Annotated in this window: 25 protein-coding genes; 11 read left to right on the forward strand and 14 right to left on the reverse strand. The window is 33.9% G+C overall.

All coding sequences use genetic code 11. From position 1 onward, the window contains the following. Positions 1 to 511: 511 nt before the first annotated feature. Positions 512 to 1477, forward strand: a complete 966-nt coding sequence (gene mer, locus K8N75_RS01025) for a 5,10-methylenetetrahydromethanopterin reductase (RefSeq protein WP_223790321.1) — start codon at positions 512 to 514, stop codon at positions 1475 to 1477. 60 nt (positions 1478 to 1537) lie between these two features. Here the strand turns inward: mer and K8N75_RS01030 are convergent, their stop codons facing one another. Genes K8N75_RS01030 through K8N75_RS01040 form a run of 3 tightly spaced genes read right to left on the reverse strand, consistent with a single transcriptional unit; the run spans position 1538 to position 2333 of the window. After that, positions 1538 to 1750 (reverse strand): hypothetical protein, encoded by a 213-nt coding sequence (locus tag K8N75_RS01030; protein WP_223790322.1) that lies wholly within the window; start codon positions 1748 to 1750, stop codon positions 1538 to 1540. Next, positions 1735 to 2211: an SPL family radical SAM protein gene (locus tag K8N75_RS01035; RefSeq protein ID WP_223790323.1), complete on the reverse strand. Its 477-nt coding sequence runs from the start codon at positions 2209 to 2211 to the stop codon at positions 1735 to 1737. The genes K8N75_RS01030 and K8N75_RS01035 overlap by 16 nt, the downstream gene beginning before the upstream one ends. Next, complete coding sequence (locus K8N75_RS01040; protein ID WP_223790324.1) at positions 2181 to 2333, reverse strand: hypothetical protein; 153 nt, start codon at positions 2331 to 2333, stop codon at positions 2181 to 2183. The genes K8N75_RS01035 and K8N75_RS01040 overlap by 31 nt, the downstream gene beginning before the upstream one ends. 184 nt (positions 2334 to 2517) lie before the next feature. Between K8N75_RS01040 and K8N75_RS01045 the strand changes: the two genes are divergently transcribed. The 4 genes from K8N75_RS01045 to K8N75_RS01060 all read left to right on the forward strand — a co-directional run bounded on the left by K8N75_RS01045 (position 2518) and on the right by K8N75_RS01060 (position 7406). Further along, the gene (locus tag K8N75_RS01045) at positions 2518 to 3585 is read left to right on the forward strand and encodes an archaeosine biosynthesis radical SAM protein RaSEA (protein WP_223790325.1); all 1068 of its coding nucleotides are present in this window, start codon (positions 2518 to 2520) and stop codon (positions 3583 to 3585) included. Between the two features lie 107 nt (positions 3586 to 3692). Next, complete coding sequence (locus tag K8N75_RS01050) at positions 3693 to 4943, forward strand: threonine/serine exporter family protein (RefSeq protein WP_223790326.1); 1251 nt, start codon at positions 3693 to 3695, stop codon at positions 4941 to 4943. Positions 4944 to 5054: 111 nt separating this feature from the next. Then, on the forward strand, positions 5055 to 5657 hold the full coding sequence (locus K8N75_RS01055; protein ID WP_223790327.1) for a TMEM175 family protein: 603 nt from the start codon (positions 5055 to 5057) through the stop codon (positions 5655 to 5657). Between the two features lie 423 nt (positions 5658 to 6080). Next, a complete protein-coding gene (locus tag K8N75_RS01060; protein ID WP_223790328.1) occupies positions 6081 to 7406 on the forward strand; it encodes an adenylyltransferase/cytidyltransferase family protein in 1326 nt (441 codons plus the stop codon). 57 nt (positions 7407 to 7463) lie between these two features. Here K8N75_RS01060 and K8N75_RS01065 read toward each other — a convergent pair whose 3' ends face one another. From K8N75_RS01065 to K8N75_RS01115, 11 genes are all read right to left on the reverse strand, one after another. Continuing rightward, positions 7464 to 8894 (reverse strand): MATE family efflux transporter, encoded by a 1431-nt coding sequence (locus tag K8N75_RS01065; RefSeq protein ID WP_223790329.1) that lies wholly within the window; start codon positions 8892 to 8894, stop codon positions 7464 to 7466. Further along, complete coding sequence (locus K8N75_RS01070) at positions 8891 to 9373, reverse strand: MarR family winged helix-turn-helix transcriptional regulator (RefSeq protein ID WP_223790330.1); 483 nt, start codon at positions 9371 to 9373, stop codon at positions 8891 to 8893. Before K8N75_RS01070 ends, K8N75_RS01065 begins: the two co-directional genes overlap by 4 nt. A gap of 307 nt (positions 9374 to 9680) precedes the next feature. After that, entirely contained in the window at positions 9681 to 9878 is a 198-nt protein-coding gene (locus K8N75_RS01075) for a hypothetical protein (protein ID WP_223790331.1), read from the reverse strand. A gap of 129 nt (positions 9879 to 10007) precedes the next feature. Next, positions 10008 to 10835: an NAD(P)-dependent oxidoreductase gene (locus tag K8N75_RS01080; protein WP_223790332.1), complete on the reverse strand. Its 828-nt coding sequence runs from the start codon at positions 10833 to 10835 to the stop codon at positions 10008 to 10010. A gap of 42 nt (positions 10836 to 10877) precedes the next feature. After that, the gene (locus tag K8N75_RS01085) at positions 10878 to 11492 is read right to left on the reverse strand and encodes a cytochrome c biogenesis CcdA family protein (RefSeq protein WP_223790333.1); all 615 of its coding nucleotides are present in this window, start codon (positions 11490 to 11492) and stop codon (positions 10878 to 10880) included. A gap of 12 nt (positions 11493 to 11504) precedes the next feature. Further along, positions 11505 to 11945: a thioredoxin family protein gene (locus tag K8N75_RS01090; RefSeq protein ID WP_223790334.1), complete on the reverse strand. Its 441-nt coding sequence runs from the start codon at positions 11943 to 11945 to the stop codon at positions 11505 to 11507. A 98-nt stretch (positions 11946 to 12043) separates the two neighbouring features. Continuing rightward, positions 12044 to 12916: a damage-control phosphatase ARMT1 family protein gene (locus K8N75_RS01095; RefSeq protein WP_223790335.1), complete on the reverse strand. Its 873-nt coding sequence runs from the start codon at positions 12914 to 12916 to the stop codon at positions 12044 to 12046. A gap of 77 nt (positions 12917 to 12993) precedes the next feature. Next, complete coding sequence (locus K8N75_RS01100) at positions 12994 to 14007, reverse strand: site-2 protease family protein (RefSeq protein WP_223790336.1); 1014 nt, start codon at positions 14005 to 14007, stop codon at positions 12994 to 12996. A 65-nt stretch (positions 14008 to 14072) separates the two neighbouring features. Further along, a complete protein-coding gene (locus tag K8N75_RS01105) occupies positions 14073 to 14273 on the reverse strand; it encodes a MoaD/ThiS family protein (protein WP_223790337.1) in 201 nt (66 codons plus the stop codon). Positions 14274 to 14407: 134 nt separating this feature from the next. After that, positions 14408 to 15352, reverse strand: a complete 945-nt coding sequence (locus K8N75_RS01110) for a TIGR00269 family protein (protein ID WP_223790338.1) — start codon at positions 15350 to 15352, stop codon at positions 14408 to 14410. Between the two features lie 75 nt (positions 15353 to 15427). Further along, entirely contained in the window at positions 15428 to 17029 is a 1602-nt protein-coding gene (locus K8N75_RS01115; protein ID WP_223790339.1) for a dihydropteroate synthase-like protein, read from the reverse strand. Between the two features lie 111 nt (positions 17030 to 17140). Between K8N75_RS01115 and porC the strand changes: the two genes are divergently transcribed. The 6 genes from porC to K8N75_RS01145 are packed head-to-tail and all read left to right on the forward strand — an operon-like array spanning position 17141 to position 20913. Next, positions 17141 to 17677: a pyruvate synthase subunit PorC gene (gene porC / locus K8N75_RS01120; RefSeq protein ID WP_223790340.1), complete on the forward strand. Its 537-nt coding sequence runs from the start codon at positions 17141 to 17143 to the stop codon at positions 17675 to 17677. A 27-nt stretch (positions 17678 to 17704) separates the two neighbouring features. Continuing rightward, positions 17705 to 17947: a pyruvate synthase subunit PorD gene (gene porD / locus K8N75_RS01125; RefSeq protein ID WP_223790341.1), complete on the forward strand. Its 243-nt coding sequence runs from the start codon at positions 17705 to 17707 to the stop codon at positions 17945 to 17947. 1 nt (position 17948) lies between these two features. Next, positions 17949 to 19100: a pyruvate synthase subunit PorA gene (porA, locus tag K8N75_RS01130; RefSeq protein WP_223790342.1), complete on the forward strand. Its 1152-nt coding sequence runs from the start codon at positions 17949 to 17951 to the stop codon at positions 19098 to 19100. Continuing rightward, positions 19101 to 19967, forward strand: coding sequence for a pyruvate synthase subunit PorB (porB, locus tag K8N75_RS01135; RefSeq protein WP_048191402.1), 867 nt, complete (start codon positions 19101 to 19103; stop codon positions 19965 to 19967). 6 nt (positions 19968 to 19973) lie between these two features. Continuing rightward, on the forward strand, positions 19974 to 20480 hold the full coding sequence (locus K8N75_RS01140) for a 4Fe-4S dicluster domain-containing protein (protein ID WP_420830708.1): 507 nt from the start codon (positions 19974 to 19976) through the stop codon (positions 20478 to 20480). Between the two features lies 1 nt (position 20481). Continuing rightward, positions 20482 to 20913: a 4Fe-4S dicluster domain-containing protein gene (locus K8N75_RS01145; protein WP_223790344.1), complete on the forward strand. Its 432-nt coding sequence runs from the start codon at positions 20482 to 20484 to the stop codon at positions 20911 to 20913. Positions 20914 to 21128 lie beyond the last annotated feature (215 nt).

Raw genomic sequence — 21128 nt, forward strand, 5'->3', positions numbered from 1 at the left:
TTCATAGAATGATATTTTCACACTCCAGCCAACGCCAAATAAATCGTAGCACATAGTATACCACTACCCAATAGACTTGCAAAATAATTAGAAATTAATGCATATTGGATAATGAAGTACACAAAAACACATCTATAAAAAATATATGTGTAGGTAACTGTTAGTTAAGCAGAGCTTATAAACTTTTTGTCATGGATCTAAAAAAATCTTTTAATATAATATATAAATATATTTCAGTAGCAATACTTTTAATATTTGATTGGATGGACAGGACATCTGAAAATTGTATCTACAAGTTACATTCTTTTTTGTTATACTCCTTAAAAAATAGATTTGATTAATAAAATAAATGAACCATTTAGAACCATTTAAAATCATTTAAAATATATATTTGGCCCTCACTCTAACTTGGAGCTTCTATGGAATTTGATCACCTATTTAAATCTTTCGTTTACGATTAAATGACAAAATATTTTTATACTCCAAATAAATTTAAAAAAGGTGATAAATCATGAAGTTTGGTATTGAATTTGTTCCGAATGAACCAATAAGCAAGATTGTAAAGCTTGTAAAACTAGCAGAAGACGTAGGATTTGAATACACATGGATTACAGACCACTACAACAACAAAAACGTGTACGAAACACTAGCATTAATTGCAGATGGTACTGAAACCATTAAAATGGGTCCTGGTGTAACCAACCCCTATGTAAGAAGCCCAGCAATAACATCAGCAGCTGTTGCAACTTTAGATGAATTATCCAATGGAAGGGCTACCTTAGGTATTGGCCCTGGTGACAAAGCAACCTTCGATGCATTAGGTATCGAATGGACAAAACCAGTCAGCACAATTAAAGATGCCATCGCAATGATGACAACCCTTATGGCTGGCGAAAAAACAGAAACCGGAGCTCAGCTCGGTGGAGTTAAAGCAGTCCAGGAAAAAATACCTATCTATATGGGTGCTCAGGGACCAATGATGCTCAAAACCGCTGGTGGATTCTCAGACGGTGCATTAATTAACGCATCAAACCCAAAAGACTTTGAAGCAGCTGTACCTCTCATAAAAGAAGGAGCAGAAGAAGCAGGCAAATCATTATCTGATGTAGATGTAGCAGCATACACATGTTGTTCCATAGACGACGACGCAGGCAAAGCACTGGGTGCAGCCAAAATAGTTGTCGCATTTATCGCAGCAGGATCACCACCACCTGTATTCGCAAGACACGGCCTACCAACCGACACCGGCGCTAAATTCGGTGCAATGCTCGCTAAAGGAGACTTCGGCGGAGCAATCGGAGCCGTAACCGACGAATTAATGGAAGCATTCTCAGTAGTGGGAACACCAGCAGAATTCGTTCCAAAGATCGAAGCTCTCGGAAAAATGGGTGTAACACAGTACGTCGCAGGTTCACCAATTGGACCAGACAAAGAGAAATCCATAAAATTACTCGGAGAAGTTATAGACAGCTTCTAAACTCTCCATCTTTTTTTCTTTTTTTAATTAATAATTCATAAAATAAAGTAATAATATAAATTATATTATACTATTTTTAACCCCATAATGACCAGATATTTCTCCAAACTTATTTGTAAGTTCGTTCTGGTATCGTCGTGAAGGTGCAAAAGATCCCATATAGAGATTTTTGGATTTAGACACAAGATGAGGATAATTTTCATTTAAAAATTTATTGTAAAGATTCTTACAATCTTCTGGTGCATCACCAAAAAGAGTTAATCCTGCAGGCACAACATAGTCTGCACCATAATCCTTTCAGTAACTACCATGTTTTCAACGTCTTCTTCAGAGTCTGAAATGAAAGGTAAAATAGGCATGTTAATAATTCCTGTCTTGAAACCTGCTTCACTGAATTTCTTCATTATTTTGAGTCGTTTAATTGGACTAGGTGCACCAGGTTCCAATATCTTGGCAATTTTTTCATTTAATGTTGAAAAGGAAAAAGATAAAATGATACCTGAATCCAATTTATTTTCAAGTCCAGTTGGCAAAATTGCAACATCTTTAATCCCTTGGAGGATTTTTATATCCATTAATACTAATGTGGATTTAGTGAGTAGATGAAGTGGGAATCTGTAACGTCTTATCAAACCCAATATTTCACTTGTTAATTTTAGTTCTGTTTTTAGGGCAGGATAGGGATCAGAAGATGATCCAAGGACTATAAAGCCCCTTTCATTTTTCTTATACAATTTTTTAATTGTTTTTTTAGTATGGGCACAGCATTAGACTTAGCTGACACAATGGTTCCATGGTCGCCCCCATATTTACTGCCCTGTGTAGCAGTAAATGCAACCCATTGAACAGCCTGCATATGGATTGAAAGTATAATCCCCTAAAAACCAATCATCACGTTTTTTATGTTTCGTTAAGTAGTGATTTTACACTTACTTCATTCACCAATTTATTCACCTATACCCTTATCAACAACTAATTTATATTATTATAATAACCAGAATATTATTTTAAAATTATCTATTATTAAGGAAAGTGAATAAATGGAAATTCAAAATTTAATGCAAGAAATCAGAGAAAATGCTCTTGATAAAATGGAGAAAAGATCCCCTAAGGATCTTGCTGCATGCTGGTCCGGGGAAGACATTCTGTACTCTGGAAAGGGTAACGCTATTTTTATAGTTCTACCCACCCAAGGATGTGCATGGGCACTTTCAGGATCTGGAGGCTGTACAATGTGCAGTTACGTTGCAGATTCTCCTCTTGAAAATGTAGATGCTGATGAATTGATAGACATATTTAAAAATTCAATTGGACGACAAGAGATAAAGGAAAAAACAGTAGTGAAAATATTCGTTTCCGGAAGTTTCCTTAATCCTGATGAAGTACCAATAAAGGCCAGAAATGAAATTTTAAAATTTCTTAAAAATGAGGAATATGTTGAAGAGGTAGTTGTTGAATCTAGACCAGAATTTATCACTGCAGAAGTACTAAAAGAATGTTGTGAATCTCTTGGAAATAAGATATTTGAGATTGGTATTGGTCTTGAAACATCCATTGATTATACCAGGGAAGAAAAGATCAACAAAGGTTTCTCTAGGGAAGATTTTGAATGGGCTGTTAAAACTATTAGAACAACAACTTTAGATTGTAATGTAAAAGCCAAGGCATATCTCTTTGTTAAACCCATATTAACATCAGAAAAAATTGCAATAGAAGAAGCAGTTAAATCCGCAGAATATGCAGAATCTGTTGGTGTAAGTAGGATATCATTTTGCCCAGCAACTATCCACAAAGATACTTTAATGGAACTTTTATGGAAGGGCGGATCCTACCAGCCACCGTGGATATGGAGTATAATGGAAATCATAAAACAAGTCAGGACATCCTTAAATATTCCCATAATTATGGATACTGCAGGTTTTGGAAGTAGAAGAGGCCCGTATAATTGTAAAAAATGCAATTCACGTTTAAAAAGTATGATCATTGAATCGAATCTCAATCAGAGTATTCCTGAAGATTTTGAATGTGAATGTAAGGATAAATGGCGAACTGAGATTGAATTTTGTGATATTACAAGATCAACCACCAATTTGGTTCGTAAAAAATAATTACCAATATATATTTTTTTTAATCAATCCAAATTTTTGAAATTATTTTAAATAAAAATTTGTTCAATATCAAAAGATTGAAATCCTTTAAAGACTATGGTATGCCAATGGAAAATAATGATCTTAAAGTAAATGAAACTTCATCAAATGGTTTAATGGAATTTCTAACCGAATTAGGTAAGGCTTTGACAGCTTCAGGAATTTCTGTGGTGGATATTACATCAATTCTAGAAAAAATTGCACAGGCATATAATGAAAAAGCTGAAATCCTTGTGTTTCCCACCATGCTACTTCTGAAAATTGGTGAACAGGAATCAGCACCATTAAATGCTGCTATTCAAAAACCTGGACTTTTACCATTAAATCAGGTTTCAGAAATTTACGACTTGATATACAAGGCAGAAGCAGGTAAAATTTCTCCAATTGAAGGTAAAAAATGTTTAAGAAAAATACTTTCTGAAAAACATAAATTTGGACCTTTAGGTATACTATTTGGATATATTTTATTTTCAATGGGCATTGGAATGCTACTCCAACCCACACCAGAACAATTAGTAGTTTCAGGAGTTCTTGGAGCAATAGTAGGAATTTTATTAATATTTAGTCGTGGCCGAAATAGATTTTTACTTATACTCCCTGTTGTTGCAGCTCTGATTGTTACTTCCCTCTCTATTTGGGGTGTTAAATCAGGATTGGTTACAGGTTCTGTTGCAATGCTATTGCCTGCACTAGCCTATTTCCTTCCAGGTGCTACTCTAACAACAGGAATGTTCGAACTGGCTTATGGTGAGATTATATCCGGTGCAAGCAGAGTAATATACGGAACTGCAATACTATTTCTGATACTTTTTGGAGTACTTGTTGGTATACAAATTACAGGAATTTCCCAACAAAATTTTTTGGTAACCAACCCCCTAAATGCATTAGGATGGTGGGCACCATATTTAGGAGTTTTTATATTTGCAATGGGAATGTATCTTTTCATGTCAATAAAAAATAAAGACTTGCCTTGGGTCATACTAATATTGTACATAGCATTTTTTGGCCAACAAGCTGGAAATTACCTTGTAGGTGGTGTATTTGGAGCTTTTTCAGGATCGCTTTTAATGACAATTAGTGGAACTATAATTGAAAGACTGGATCATAAAACACCAAGTATTGTTTCTATAATGCCAGCATTCTGGATACTTGTACCTGGTGCACTGGGATTTATGAGCCTAGCAACTTTAGTTAGTCAAAATTATTTCACAGCCATAACAGATGGGATAATGGTCGCAATGACCATCGTGGCTATTTCACTTGGGCTTTTGATAGGTGCTGTTATAACAGAACCATTGAAAGAAATGGAAATAATATAAATACATTACTATAATTTAGAATATGCCATAAAATCAAAAAAAGAATTAATAATTGTATTTAATAATAAATATGAATAACATTGAATTAAATTCAATCCTGAGGCAAATATTATGGAAAATTATAATGTTCCAATGACCACCAAACGTATTGAAACTTTGGTAGATGGTATATTTGCCATTGCAATGACATTATTAGTTTTAAGTCTTAATGTACCACAATTAATTTATCCTGCCACAGATATTGCTGTAATACATAGTCTTTCTGCAATGCTTCAACAATTTTTTATTTATTTCATGAGTTTTATCTTATTAGCATTATTCTGGAGAATAAATCACACACAGTTTTATTTTATAAAAAAAGCTAATCAAACCATTTTATGGATAAATATCATATGGTTAAGTTTAATTGCATTGGTGCCATTTTCAACAAACTTGGTGGGTAGTTACGGCTATCTAAAAGTTCCAATAATATTTTTTGATTTAAATTTATTTTTTATCGGTGTTTTATTTAGTTTGAACTGGTATTATGCCGATAAAAAAAATTTCCTTGATAAGAATGCTGATAAAAAGATGATTAAATCTCGCAAAAAAGCCAATTTAGCTCTCCCATCATTGGCATTGATTGCAATTGGTTTGTCATTTATAAGTCCTGAATGGAGTTCTTTGGTATATTTTGCACTTTTTTTCATAAATAGCCACAAATTTTTCAATTGATTATTATTGATAAAAATTTACATATATAGATTTTTAATATATTTCATTATTTCAGTTATTTTCCAGATTGAATTTAAATACCGGATATGCTTTGTAAAAACCTAATAAATACCCTCCACATTAAATAGTCAGAAAGTAAAGTAATAGATCGCCCATATGGTGACTTATAGGTTGATGTATTGGTAAAAACCATTTTATATTAAAAAAACAAGTGAAGACAATTTAATGGTACAGGCAGAGTTATGGTACAGTTATTTCGAATTATTGAAGAATGCTTAAACATTAATGGGATAATCAATTAATAATTCTATAATAAATAATAATTAAAAAAATCTATCTTATTATTAATTTAGATATTATAATCATAATGCAAATTATCATGTACAATAAATAAAAAAGAGACGATTTAATGGATGTAACACTATGATAGGTATAAGTGCTGATTTTGACCCAGTCCATAAGGGACATGTTAAACTCATTGATAAAGCTAGAGAACTTGCTGATAAGAAAAACGATGAAGTTGTTATTTATCTAAATAAGGGATACAGTGCAAATCATGCACCTTTTTTTGCAAATTATGAGGCAAGAAGTAAAATGGCGTTAGAAGCTGGCGCCGATAGAATTGTACCTATAGAAGGACTTCATCATAGATTAACACTGGCTTATACCGTCCCAATAAGAATAGCCATGATGATAGAAGAAGGCGTTATTGATTATGTAGATGCAGCAGATGTTTCAACTGCCAGAATTAAGAAGTACGCGTCAAACTTTGCTAAAAAGGGAATTTTCAGCGGAATACCAAGAAAGTTACCTAATAGAAATGTTATAAGATGGTTTGCTGTAAACGAATTTTTATACAATAAGTACAATCAGAAGCTCAAATTTCACATAATCCCCGAGTACAAAATCTCGGGAGATAAAATATCTGGAAGAATGATACGAAGAGAAATACTTGAAAATAATATGGAAATACCTGAAAGTATTGGAATACTGCTTCCAGATTCAACTATCCAGATACTTGAAGAAGAAATAAAAAAAGGAAATGTTCCTGGTGAAAGGAACCTTAAAGATCTTTCTAAACGCCTGAATACTTATTCTCGAGCTAATCTGAATAATATAGCACATATGAATGCTGATGCTGTGAATGCTATTGTTGCAGGCCGCAGTTATAAACGTGAAGACCAAATATGGGCTTCATTCAGAATGGCAGGTTATGGGCCTGTGCTTACCCGGTTAGCTGTTAGTGCTGCTGAAGAAGATGTAACCCGTAGAGAAGTGTTTAATTTAATTAAAAAGTATGAAAATAATGGAATAATTCCACAGGACATGAGTGTGGAACAAGTAATTGAAAGGGCTTGGTATGTATCTTCTAAATCAAGTGAAGGTAACTCTTCATCTGATGCTCATAAAATGTTCAGAAATGGAGATAGGGGTTCTGATAAAGCTTTATACTCCTTTGATGCCGGGATGCATCTTCGAAGTTTTGAAGCAGAATCTCTGAAAAGTGGATTAGAAACACTGTTTTATGTTGATAAAAATGAGAGGCTTTGTTGTGAAATGCGTACTGAAGATCGTAAAATAAAAAGTCCACTTAAATTACCTGCACAACAAGTAACTTATCTTCGTCTTTTAATAGATTCCCATTTCATACCGCTTAGGGGAGAAATTATTGAAAAAGAAGAAGGATGGAGAGTTAGGATATTCGTAGGAGATGAAGGTTTAATTAATGATAATATGACCAAAAATTAATCAACTTTGTAGGAATAAAATAGATATGGTAATGATTTACACCATAAAATTCTTTATTTATTCTCCAGAAGAGATTCTACTTTTATAATTATCCTGTTTATAATAACTTCTTTTAAGACCTTTAATATATCTAGATGCCCAAAGGTATGCTATTCCACATCCGAAAGCCCCTCCTATTACTATTCCCCACCATATTCCATATACGCCTAAACCCAAAGTAAATGCCATTAAATAGGCAAATACTGAAATGAATAAAACTTCTCTGATTACAGTAAGAATTAATGAGGTTAATCCTTTTCCCATTCCCTGGAATACCGAACTTGCAGAAATTCCTAGAGGAACTACAATTAAGAAAAGGCACATAACCTGTAGAAATGCTGCTATTGATGGTGCCATGAATGCGCTTTCAGGTGAATATGCAAAGATACTAGCTATACTTGAAGCGAATACATAGATTATCAGACCGGTTATTGATGCAATTCCAATTGCCAATTTAGATGAGTAGTTAAGAGCGATGGAAATATTATCATACTTTCGTGACCCATATGCTGCACCTGCAATTGTGATTGCAGCAGTTCCTATTCCAATAGCAGGTATCATGGCTATCATTACAACTCTCCAACCTGCAGTATAAACTGCTACAGCATCTGTTCCTCCGGTCATAACCAGCATTATATTAACAAAAATTCCTAATATGGACATTACAAAGAATTCAGCACTTGCAGGTAATCCAACACCCAGAATATCTTTTATAACATTCCAGCTTGCATGGAAATCTTTTCTGGATAACGATACATATGTATCCCGTTTTAAGAGCAACCAGTAAAGAATTAAAGCCGATGAAATCGTTGCAGATATTATAGTTGCAATTGCTGCACCTGAAACTCCTAATCCAAAGTAGTATATGAAAATTGGATCAAGAATTATGTTAATAATAGCAGTGGCAGCCATTGCATACATTGGTCTCTTAACATCCCCTTCTGCCCTGAGTATACCTGAAGCAACGCTTGAAAATATCAGGAAGATTAATCCCCCAAAGACAATTTGTCCATATTGTATTGCTAGGTTGAGTGATTCGCCAGCACCCATTGCCAGAAGTATATCCTTAAGAAAGATCAATACAAATACTGTTAACATAGATGAAAGGATCAGTGTAAGGATTAAGGAGTGTATTGCAGCATTATCCGAACCTTTTTTGTTATTTGCACCTATACATCGCGATATTAATGAATTTGCACCGGCACCAAGACCGTTTCCTAACCCTATTACCATCATAAATAGTGGTGTGATAAATCCTAATGCTGCCAGAGAGTTTGGTCCAAGTCCCGCAACCCATATGCTGTCTGCCAGATTGTAAGCCATCATAAGAAGCATTGAAATTATCATTGGGATAGAAAGAGCACGTATTGCCTTTTTTGGATCTCCTGTGATCATTGATACTCGTTTATCCACGCCCCCCAGGGATATTTCATTATTAGAATTATTCATTTTTTATTTTCTCCATTTCTATTTACTTTTTCCAAGCTATTGATAGCTAGGATTTTTAAAATTTCAAATAATCTACCGTATTCCTCTTCAGAGAACTTTGAACAAATAGAATTTTCCCATTCTTGTTCAATATTTGTTATCTTGGGAACGGTCCTCTTTCCCTTATCAGTTAAATAAATAAAGTATCTTCTGCGGTTTTTTAAATCCACTTTCCTGAAAAGATAGTTTTTATCTTCAAGTTTCCTTAAAGCACGAGCAACAGTTCCTTTATCAATGTGAAAATGTGCTGCTAACTCTTCTTGAGTGATACCCTCTTCATTTGAGAGCACCATTATAAATGGGAATTGACCGGGAGTAATATCCATATCTCCCACCCTATCGTTAAGGTACATCATTCTTGTTCTATGTATCATAGACACAATAAGTCCAAGTGGAATCTTGGAATTATTAATTTTAAGTAACTTTTCAGCTTTGTACATATTAAAATACTCCTATATTAATAAAAAATTCAATACTAGATTAGAAAAGATATCAATTTTATTACATTTTTTATAAAAGTTGCATATTCAAATAATGTATAAAAAAAGTTCATTTAGACATTACTAACGATTATTTTAAAAATTTAGTATCAATTAAACTCATATTATTAGATAGTATATTACATCATATAAATGTTGCCTATGCAACAATTGTTTATGCAACGATACATTTATTTTCATAAACAACATTTAAAATAAAAATTAAAGAGTCCAAATGCTTAATAATATAATTTAAGTCAGTAAATTATTATTCAACTTCCCTATGCTCAACTTCGGGACATGTCCAATCTCTGCAGAAACTCATTACCATCCTACCCTTATCTGTGGTAATATAAAGTCTCCAACAATCACCATTATAGGGTTTGAATTTGATGTCAACTATTTTTTTACCAACCAGTTTACCAAGAGCTTCATTACACTCCTTTGTACGTTCTTCCACCTTCATGGATAGTTCCCCTCTACTTACATTAACTTTTTCAAGAGCTAATATTGTTCTATGTTTTTTCTATAATTTATAAATTCTTAAAAAATTTAAATTTGAAATAGTAAATGGATATATCCCATTAAAATAAGCCTAATCTTCAGATAAGAGATTAAATACTTCGATATAATTATCAGGTCTATTTTCATGCCTTTTAATATTTTTACTCAAATTTCTGAAGAATTCTGCAGTTGCCTTACTCATAATAGGATTCTGTTTTTCCGAAAGCATTTCAACTACTTCGATCATTTCTTCTGAACGCCTTTCAGCATGAAATGCAGCAGATATTATCCTTGAAATAGATGAATCTGTAAAATCCTGTCCTTCTGTTTCTGAAATGTAATTAAGAACTTCCTTATCTATACCCATTTTATAAGCATGATAAATTGACTCAAAAAGTAATGCAGAAACGCCCTTGGTATAGGCACTTCTAAGAAGTTTTATTCCTGAAGCTTGACCATTTTCATCCCCAACAACTGTAATATTCATCCCATAATCTTCTAATTCTGCAAAAGCCTCTGCAAAAGCACCTGAAGCTATTACCTTCACATTAATTCCATTTTTCAAAACAGAACCAATTATAGCCGCATCAACTGTTTTTCCATTTTTTATCATTCCCAAAGTCTTCCTAACAGTTTTTGGAGAAACATTGTTCATATCTACATAGATACCCTTAGAATATTTCCCAACCATCTCAGCAACATCAATAGCATTTGAAGGTACAACTGAAGATATGAGAATATCCGACCTTTCTGCCAGCATTCTATACGAGTTGTATAACTTCACTTTAGTTTTTTTGGCCATTTCCTTTGTTCTGGTACCTCTACCTAAAATACAAGTATAAACATCGGCACCATTTTCCATAAGACCCTGAGATAAGGTTGATGCAACCTCTCCAAATCCAATAAATCCAACTTTCATAATAACCACTTTTAACCATTTAATTTTGTACAATTCCTAAATTTACAATCCCAAATATCCACTTAACAGATAAACACCTGCAATTGTGATTATAATTCCTGAAAAGATTCTTATTTCATTAGAATACTTCATTATACGATTAAAAGGTAATTTAGATGCCAAAAATGCCATTAGTAACAATGATATTGAAAATCCAACTGCAAATAACAACATATTTTCTATACTGTAAATCCAGTTACCTGTAGCTGCACTGTAAGCTGCTACAGCAACTATATATGGACCATAACAAGGTGACCAAGCAAGGGAAGTTAAAATTCCAATTAAGAATGATCCTGCAGTTTCATTTTTGGGATTAGGTTTGTATGAGTAATTGAAAATATTTCTGTTCACAATAAAATATATTCCCAATACAATTATAAGAATTGCAGCAATCAACCGGAAATAATAGATGTAATGGTTTATAGCAACAGTAAAAATTGCGGTTGAAACAGTTAAAACTGCAAAAACTATGTAAAAACCTATTATAAATGCAAGAATATCCTTAGTTTTACGGTTTAAAATTGAATGACCAACTACTATTGGTATCAATGGAAGAACACATGGAGAAACAACTGATACTAGTCCGGCTGAAAATGAGAATAAAAATCCAATATACATTTAATATTCACCTCAGATTACATTTAAAAGTTCTGTAGCTGATACAAATCCTGTCTGCCTTTTAATTTCATTTCCATTTGAATCTAATATAAGAAGTGTTGGATAACCGTACACTTTGTATTTGGAGGTGATATCGGGATACATATCCCCATTTATTTTTACAAGAACATATTTCTGATCAAATTTCTCTTTAACCTTCTGGTCTGTAAATGTTTCTTTATTAAGTTCTTTGCAGTAACCACACCAGTCAGCATAAAAATCAATGAAAACTAGTTTATTTGATTTTTGAGACTCTTTTAAAGCAGAATTTAGATCAGTATTCCACTGGAGATTTATTTGATCATTTTGATTTTGTAGCTGTTTAGAATTATTCTGTCCTTGAAAACTTGAAATTGTAAATATAATACCTACACATACCACAACAACTACAAATACAAGTAATATTTTTTTCAAATAGTCCATGATCTGCTTATATAATCATAGTATAACTATTTTGCTAAAAGTTGTTAACTTTCTAATTAATCTGTATCAAAATTTAAGAATTGTTAAAGTTAAGATTTATTGCTTAACATTAAAACAATATTATCTCCAAGATCAACACCTATATCCCTTGCTACTGGCCTGCATTTAGCATTTAGTAGGCAAAAGACGGGTTTCATCTTCAGATCCATTTCACCTAAACCTTCATAATTTCCCAATCCCTTGGCTATAACCATGTCAGATTCATGGAATAATTTCATAAACTCTGCAGACACATCCTGTTCTATCACTCCAATTGAATCTGTACCTGTTGTTGTGAGTTTGGCTAAATCATTTAAACCTATTTTTAGAGCATCCTCAATACATGCGTCATTTAATATAGGTTTTTCTTTAAGGGCAACTGTAACTTCAACATCATATTCTACTAGTTTTTCTATGAGAATCTTATCAAAAACAATTTCTCCTATGTTATCTGCAAGATAAAGAACGGTTTTACATTTATTTAATTCACTTTCAAGCTCTTTTGAATGGTCTAAAGTAGGATTTTTCCCCATAGTTTTAATTATCAAAGATTCCATGTCCGTATCCAATCCAAGAGCACCAAAATCAATGACATTACCTGCTATTGCAACTTTAATACAACTTTTTAGATCTTTTTCTTCCCCTAGAATTTTTTCCACTTTTGGAAGGAAATCCATTGCAATATCATTAGATATTTCCCTTTCTTTGCTGTAAGGATCTTTATTCCCAGTTTCTTGCTTTATGGTTCTGTGAACCTCAGTGCCTATAACATTGGATACAGCCCCAATATGGAAATTTTCTGAAACAATTTTCACCACTTTTTCGGTGACTTCCATCTTTAATGAATCATTGTTGGTTGCAAGATCTAATGCTTCTCTTGTCTGTCTTAAAAAACATGCTGCACATTCATAGTGAACTTTCATATTATCTCCAAATAGTTTAACATTTTAATAAATTCATTAGTTAATTCAATAAATAAAATGATCAGGTAGAATAATTTTTATATAATTTGTGGAACTGGTGCAAGACAAAGTATGAAAATTATTAACATGACAACAGCCAGGATCTTCCTGCTTACTGTCAACTTGGAAACATTATCTAGTGCACCAGGATGTCTTCTGTTTAATACCAATATCAACATCATAAGTAAGGCCATTGGTATCCATCCAAGTAAAAATGTAACAAATACACCAACTATAGATATTATTCTGTGAATTTTTTCAGTGAACAGCGACCTTACTATATGTCCTCCATCCAAAAAGGCCACAGGCATTAGGTTAAGAAGTGTAACTATTATTCCAACCCAACCTGCAAATGCAATTGGATGAAACTGCAGTTCATATCCTGAAGGTATATTCGGTGCTAAAAAGTACATTAATATACTCATAATAGGTGGTGGATAAAAAATCATAGACCCTGATATTACAGGAGTAATTTTCGACAGGTATATTCCAATTACAAGGACGGGGACTGCTATAATAATACCTGCAAGTGGCCCACTGAATCCCAAGTCAAAAAGGGAATTTTTATTAGGTATGGGGGATTTAACATTTATTACTGCACCAAATGTCCCTATAAAAGTCGGAGCAGGTACAAAATAGGGTAATGTGGATTGTACATTGTGTTTTCTAGCTGCATAATAATGAGCTGTTTCATGTACTCCGAGTATTCCTAATAATGCTACAGCAAATGCTATTCCATCCCATATGTTACCACCAGCAACATTATAACCTGCAAATATCGTGGTTGCTACTGTTGCAATGAATAGAATTATGTTTATATGGATACGGGATTCACTCTTCTCTTTTTTACTAGCAATTCCTATTGTGTATCTTCCTTCAACACTTTCAATGAACGGAATGTAACCTACTTTATTTAGATCCTTTATTAATTTCGAAAAGTTATTGTAATCATAATTTTTAACAGTAAAAAAAGATCCTTTTGGTGTTGTATGAAATCCAGTTATTTTGAAGTACCTTGATATATATTCCTCAATTAGATCATAGTCTTTCAAAGATTTACATCCCCAATTTATAAAATTTGATCTTCTTAGTTGAATGTTTAATTTAAACTAATAACTCATCCACCATAAATAACTTGTATAACTTCTATTAAGTCCCCTTCTTCAACCAGTTCTTCATCAATTACTATACAATTATTTTTTTTAACAACAACTGTTTCTGATGCAATATCAATATCATTGAGGAGATCTTTAATAGTATTATTCTCATTAATTTCAATTAACTCTTCTCTTTCACCAATAACCAACTTTATTTGCATGAATTTTCTCCTTTATTCAAAATATTCATAAATATCTAAATATATTTTTTAGAAGCTCTCTTTTATATTAAGAATAATCTTTTAATATAAATTATATTTAATAATAAATTTATTTTTGGAAAAATTTGATTGTATTAATCTACTTCAGATTCTTCCCATGATTCTAAAAAGCTGCATACTTTACAAAGGCGTGCTGCACTTGGTTCCCCACATTTTTCACATCCCCTCACTAAGGACTCTGTAGAAAATTCCTTTTTCAAAACAGGTTTCATCTTATCAAAACCTCTTAATGTAGAGTACATTATGGTTGGATGTTCATTTGATAGTTGTTTTAAGAAACTACCAACTTCTGCGCGGAATGATTCTCCGGCATATGGGCAGCCTGCAAAGTGTACTTCAAGTTCTTTTGCAATAACATATAATCCAATCTCTTTTTCGGGTATTTCTCGAAGCGGTTTAATTTTTATTGTAAACATCTCATTTTTTGTTTCTGATTTGGGGCCAATTCTTGTTAGATTATGTATGTTCCCTTCAAGGTAACTCATGACAATTGATTGGGTTTCATCGTCAAGATTGTGTCCTGTAGCTATTTTGGTAGCACCTTCTTCTCTTGCAACTCTATTAAATATCCAGCGTCTGAAAACCCCACAATATGTACATGCGTTCCTTCTACCATCTTTAAGAGTATTTTGTGCTATTATATCATCGAGAGTCTTTCCAAAATACTCCTTAAACGTCACAACTCTATGTTCTACACTCAATTTTCTTGCATTTCTAGCAGCAATTTCAACTCCTTCTTCTCTGTAACCATGTATTCCCTCATCTATTGTAACTGCTATAATATCTATAATATTTCTTTTCCGAAGAGAGTTAAGAACATCAAGAAGCATTACGCTATCCTTGCCGCCTGAAAGGCCTAATAATACTTTGTCACCTTTTTCAATAAGCTTATATTTGCGAATATCTTTAATAACTTTATTTTGGGTTGATTTAATAAAGCAGTCTTTACATAATTTCTGACCCGATTGTTTTTTTTTAATTATGATATTGGGATTACCGCATTTATCACATGAATTCATATTTGTTCTCCTAGATTGCACTGTTAAATCAAATTTACTCTAACTTTTGTAATGAAATAATTCTTTTTAATTCATCTAATTATAAATTCTCTTGAAAAGTGGAAAGTCTTGGATATAATTCTTACCAATTTTAGATGCAATTTCCGCTTTTTCAAGCTCTGAACCTAGGTAGGTTGCATGCTCCATTCTTGAAATTAAATTCCGTTTTAATATTTCATCATATACTGCCTTTGCTGTATTTCCCTTTATTGCAATTTGAGGTTCCATTTTTAGATAGTGAATTACTTTTATCTGTTCATCCTCAATCATGATCTTAAAACTGCCTGAAGGATCATGCTTAAATTTATAGTCTTCTACAGCTTGAACAATAGGAATATTAAATTCTTCTGAGATTATATCAGATTTACGCTTGTCTTTAAATAACACGAGATTTATCCCAAGGTCTTTTGGAATAGAATTCCTGTTTTTCGATAAAAACATCATTTTTGAAGAAATTGCAAGTTCTTTAACACTGCCCATAGTTTTTCCACTCTCTTCCGGTGTGAAAAGTACACTTGCACCGAGTTCCATTGCAATACCTGAAAGAAGTGCATTTACTCCAACAGAATCTGCATCTAATAGTTCAGTTACATTACCAACTCCAAAGAATACAGGCTCTCTATTTTTTTCTTTGAATTGTCTACAAGCTAGTATAGAATCCACAATACTTCTGCTGTTAATTGGATCAAGAATAAGATCTGCTAAAACATCAATTTTACTGCATTTCATCCTCATTTCTTCAATGGATTTAACCCTTTCATCAACTGTTTCTGGCACCCAATTTTTACTGTAATCTGTTGGTAGGATAACAGCAGGAATATTCTTATCTTCAATATGGGGGAGAACTTCTTCACAATTACCATGATCCAGACTTAAAACCATATCAACACCAGCTTCAACTGCAGATTTAATCTCTACGGGATTTAAAGTATCAATGCTTATAGCAACATCCAAATGTTCCTTCAGTAGAGTTATCATTTTAGGTATACGTTCCACTTTGGTTTCACCAGCTATCATACCTAAATCAACCATATCCGCTCCGGATTTAACAAAATATTTTGCCCTTTTTAACAGTTCATAATCGCTTAATAAAGGAGCATTAGCTATTTCAGCAAGTACTCTCATAGGAAAATCTTGTCCAACCGGCATTGCACCAACAAGAATATTTTCTGGTTTTTTAAGGAGTTTTTGAATGTTCTTATCATTATTCTCAAATTCTTCAATGAATTTGAAAGCCCTTTTCCGGAGTTCATCTTCGATTAGTTTATCAGCAGGAATACTGGAGGATAGAGTGAGTTTATTGATCATCTCAATGACTATGGCGATGTCTGCTGCATCTTTAGGCCCTTTATACGTATTAATACCCATTTTATCTTTAACGTAATTAACATCTTTCCGTATTAAACCTGGAGTTAATATAATATCAAATGATTTAATGTCAAAGATTGGCTGGTTTGTATTAGAATTATCAGAATGATTTAAACCATATCTTTCAATTTCTTCAACTATCTTTTTGGGGGTTAAAAATGCTGCTATGGGTGTGTTAACTACGTGTACATGCACATCATGCTTGGATTTGGATGATTCTTTTTTTACCAACTGACTTGCTAGTTTTCCTGTGATTATAAGTATTTTCATAAAACGCCCCATTTATTTAATTAACTAAGATCATTTACTATAAGATCGTTACCAACACGTATATATATTACAATTTATAATGATTAACTATGAGGAATGGAGGTATGAGTGATGATTGAAGTTCGCTTTCACGGACGTGGAGGACAGGGTGCAGTTACAGCTGCGGAGATACTTGCAAAGGCCGCTTTTGAAGACGGTAAATACTGTCAGGCGTTCCCATTTTTCGGGGTTGAAAGAAGAGGCGCCCCAGTTATGGCATTTACCAGAATAGATGACCAGCCAATTAGAAGAAGGTATCAAGTTTACAATCCAGACTATGTCGTAGTTCTGGATGATGGGCTTTTAGAAGTCGTGGATGTATTTTCAGGGCTTAAAGATGGAGGAAAAATAATAATAAACACCAATAATGGTGTAGAAACAATTAACGGTGCAGAGATCCACAAAGTTGATGCAACAGGAATAGCACTTGACATTTTGGGTGTTCCAATCGTTAACACCATATTATTAGGAGCATTTGCAGGTGTTACTGGTGCAGTTTCAATCGAATCGATTATAAAAATTATAAAAGAAACCTTCAGCGGAGAAATAGGTGAAAAGAACGCCAAAGCCGCAAAACTAGCTTACGACGCTGCAAAAGAGGGACATTAAATAAATTAATATAATAAAGGTGATTTCATGGTATCAATAGGAGCAGCAGTTAAAGAACCGGGCAGTACCCGTCAAAATAAAACAGGTAGCTGGAGAACATTTAAACCCATTCTTGACAAGGATAAGTGCATAAAATGCGTAAACTGTATAATGTTCTGTCCTGAAGGATGTGTAAACAAGGATTATGACATTGACTACGATTTCTGTAAAGGATGCGGCATATGCGCAGAAGAATGTCCTGTAAAAGCAATAAAAATGGAGAGAGAATAAAATGGTTATTAAAGTGATGTCTGCAAACCAAGCAATTGCAGAAGCAGTCAAACTTGCAAATCCAAAGGTTATTCCAGTTTATCCCATAACACCCCAGACAACCATATCCGAATACCTTGCAAAATATGTTGCTGACGGAGAAATAGATGCAGAGTATATCAGAGTAGAATCAGAGCACAGTGCAATAAGTGCTAGTTTAGGTGCTTCTGGTACCGGTGTAAGGGTATTCACAGCAACATCATCACAGGGACTTGCTTTGATGCATGAAATAATCTTTGCTGCTGCAGGTTTAAGATTACCTGTGGTTATGGCTGATGCCAACAGAGCATTATCTGCCCCATTAAGTATTTGGAATGATCAGCAGGATTCAATATCAGAAAGGGATTCAGGCTGGATGCAAATATATGCTGAAAACGGTCAGGAAGCACTTGATTCGATATTGCTGGCCTACCGGATTTCAGAAGATAAAAATGTTCTTCTTCCAAGTATGGTATGTATTGATGGTTTTATATTAACACACACAGTTGATCCTGTTGATGTACCTGAAAAAGAGAAGGTAGAGAAGTTTTTACCCCCATATAAACCAGATCATGCATATCTTGATCCAAAAAGACCAATGTCAATTGGTACATTCACTGACCCTGGCTATTATATGGACGCACGCCACGATATGGAACTGGCAATGGAAAGGGCTCAAAAAATCATAGCCAAAGCTCACACAGAATTTTCGGAGATTTTCGGAAGGGATTACGACTTTGTTGAAAAGTACAGATCCGAAGATGCCGACCTAATAATTGTTGCAATGGGATCCATATGTAGTACAATTAAGGATGTTGTGGATGAGCTTAGAGATGCTGGAGAAAAAATTGGGCTGGTACGTGTAAGGGTTTTCAGACCATTCCCAACCAACCAAATATATGAAGCAATTAAGGGTGCTTCAAAAATCGGCGTAATCGATAAAAATGTCTCCTTCAGCGTAGGTGGGGTACTAACTACCGAAATCAGATCAAAAACAGGTTTAGATGCCTCTGGATTCATAGTGGGTCTAGGAGGAAGGGATATTAAACCTTCAGATATAAAGGAAATAATTGAAAAAACTAAAAATCCAACTAAACATACACAGTGGATAGGACTAAACAAGGAGGAGCTTTAAATGGAAATATCTGACAAAGAATTCCTTGCACCTGGACATAGAGCCTGCGCTGGATGTGGCGCAACAATAGGTGTCAGACTCGCCCTCAAAGTGTTGGGCGAAAACACAGTAGCAGTATCTGCAACTGGTTGTTTAGAAGTTATAACAACTCCTTATCCTGAAACTTCATGGGAAATACCATGGATGCATGTTGCATTCGAAAATGCTGCAGCAGTTGCATCGGGTGTTGAAGCTGCACTGAAATCACAGGGAAAAACAGATACAACGGTTGTTGTATTTGGTGGAGATGGAGGAACAGCAGATATTGGGCTTCAAGCTCTCTCAGGAGCTATGGAACGAGGACATAACCTAATTTACATATGTTACGATAATGAAGCCTACATGAATACAGGTATCCAAAGAAGTGGAGCAACGCCATACGGAGCATCAACAACTACTTCACCCCATGGTAAAGAAAGTTTTGGTGAAGACAAGCCCAAAAAGAATATGCCTATGATAATGGCTGCCCATGGAGTACCATACGTTGCGACTGCTTCAATATCATACCCTGAAGATTTCATGAAAAAGGTTAAAAAAGCCGCAGAAATCGAAGGACCTGCATACATTCATCTGCAGCAACCATGTACAACTGGATGGGGTTACAACCCTGCCAAAACCATAGAACTTGGAAGACTAGCGGTTGAAACAGGATCATGGATACTCTATGAGATAGAAGAAGGTGAATTCAAAGTCACCTACAGACCACTTCAAAGAAAAATGGTTAAAGAGTACTTGGATGCACAAAAGAGATTTAAACATTTAACTGACCTCGAAAAAGAAAGGATTCAAAGCCATGTAGATGCAATCTGCATTGAGCTTAAGATATAGGGGGATATGAACTTGGATAAGATATTGATTCAACCCGACCTCTGTGATGGCTGCGGAGATTGTGAAGAAGCTTGCAGCAAACTCTATGGAACATCAAGGATATCTGTAAGGGAGATTGACGGATCATTCTATCCAATAATCTGCCAGCAATGTGAAGATGCACCATGCAGGAGGATATGCCCCACAGATGCCATTGAAATGGATATCACCTCTGAAAAATGTATTGGCTGTGGCCTCTGTATGATGGTTTGTCCATTTGGTTCCATAACCATTCATGAGAGAAAAGCACATAAATGCCACCAATGCCCTGATAAAGAAACACCTGCCTGCATTAAAGCATGCTCCAAACGGGCCATTGCAAAGGTAGACACAGAAAGGATGAAATTTGACAAACAGAAAGAGCATATTGATAAGCTCAGTAGTCTGGGTAAAAAGAAAAGAAAAAGCACCAATATGATTGGCATTTTAACAGCAAATTCGAGAACTAAAAAAGTTCTTCACAAGGAGGTCTGAAATGAAAGAATTAATTTCAAAACCAGAGCTCTGTGATGAATGTTCACGATGTGAGCGTGAATGTCCTCAAAATGCAATAAGGGTCATAAGTGGAGTTCCAGTACACTGCCTTCATTGTGCTAAAGACAGAGCACCTTGTATGACAGTCTGTCCAGAAGATGCAATTGTTGAAATTGACGGTGCCATAGTAATTATGGAAGATGAATGCATAGGTTGTGGATTATGCAGAGATTCATGTCCAATAGGTGCTATACATATGGATGAATTTGGAATTGCTAAAAAATGCAATCTCTGTATAGATAAGGATGTACCAATTTGTGTTTCAACATGCCCTAAAGAAGCACTTAAAATGGATTCTGAAGATGTTTTAACACAGAAACGTGACAAAATTGCAGAGGAACTCCGAAAAGTCAAAATGATAATGAAATATTAAGGGATCTTTTTTTATTCCCTTTAATTATTTATTTGTAAATTTTTTATACAAGAATTATTTTTGAATACTAATTTTTTTAATTTTTGTATTATTACTTTAAATATCAAAAAACCTAATTTATTTAAGGGCTTCATTAGATAATAAGTTATATTCTCCCAAATTTACTTAATAACTAATTAATTATTTATAAACAAATATAACCCCTAGTATATATT

It is taken from the genome of Methanobacterium spitsbergense, assembly GCF_019931065.1.
In the GTDB taxonomy this organism is placed as follows: Archaea; Methanobacteriota; Methanobacteria; order Methanobacteriales; family Methanobacteriaceae; genus Methanobacterium_B; species Methanobacterium_B spitsbergense.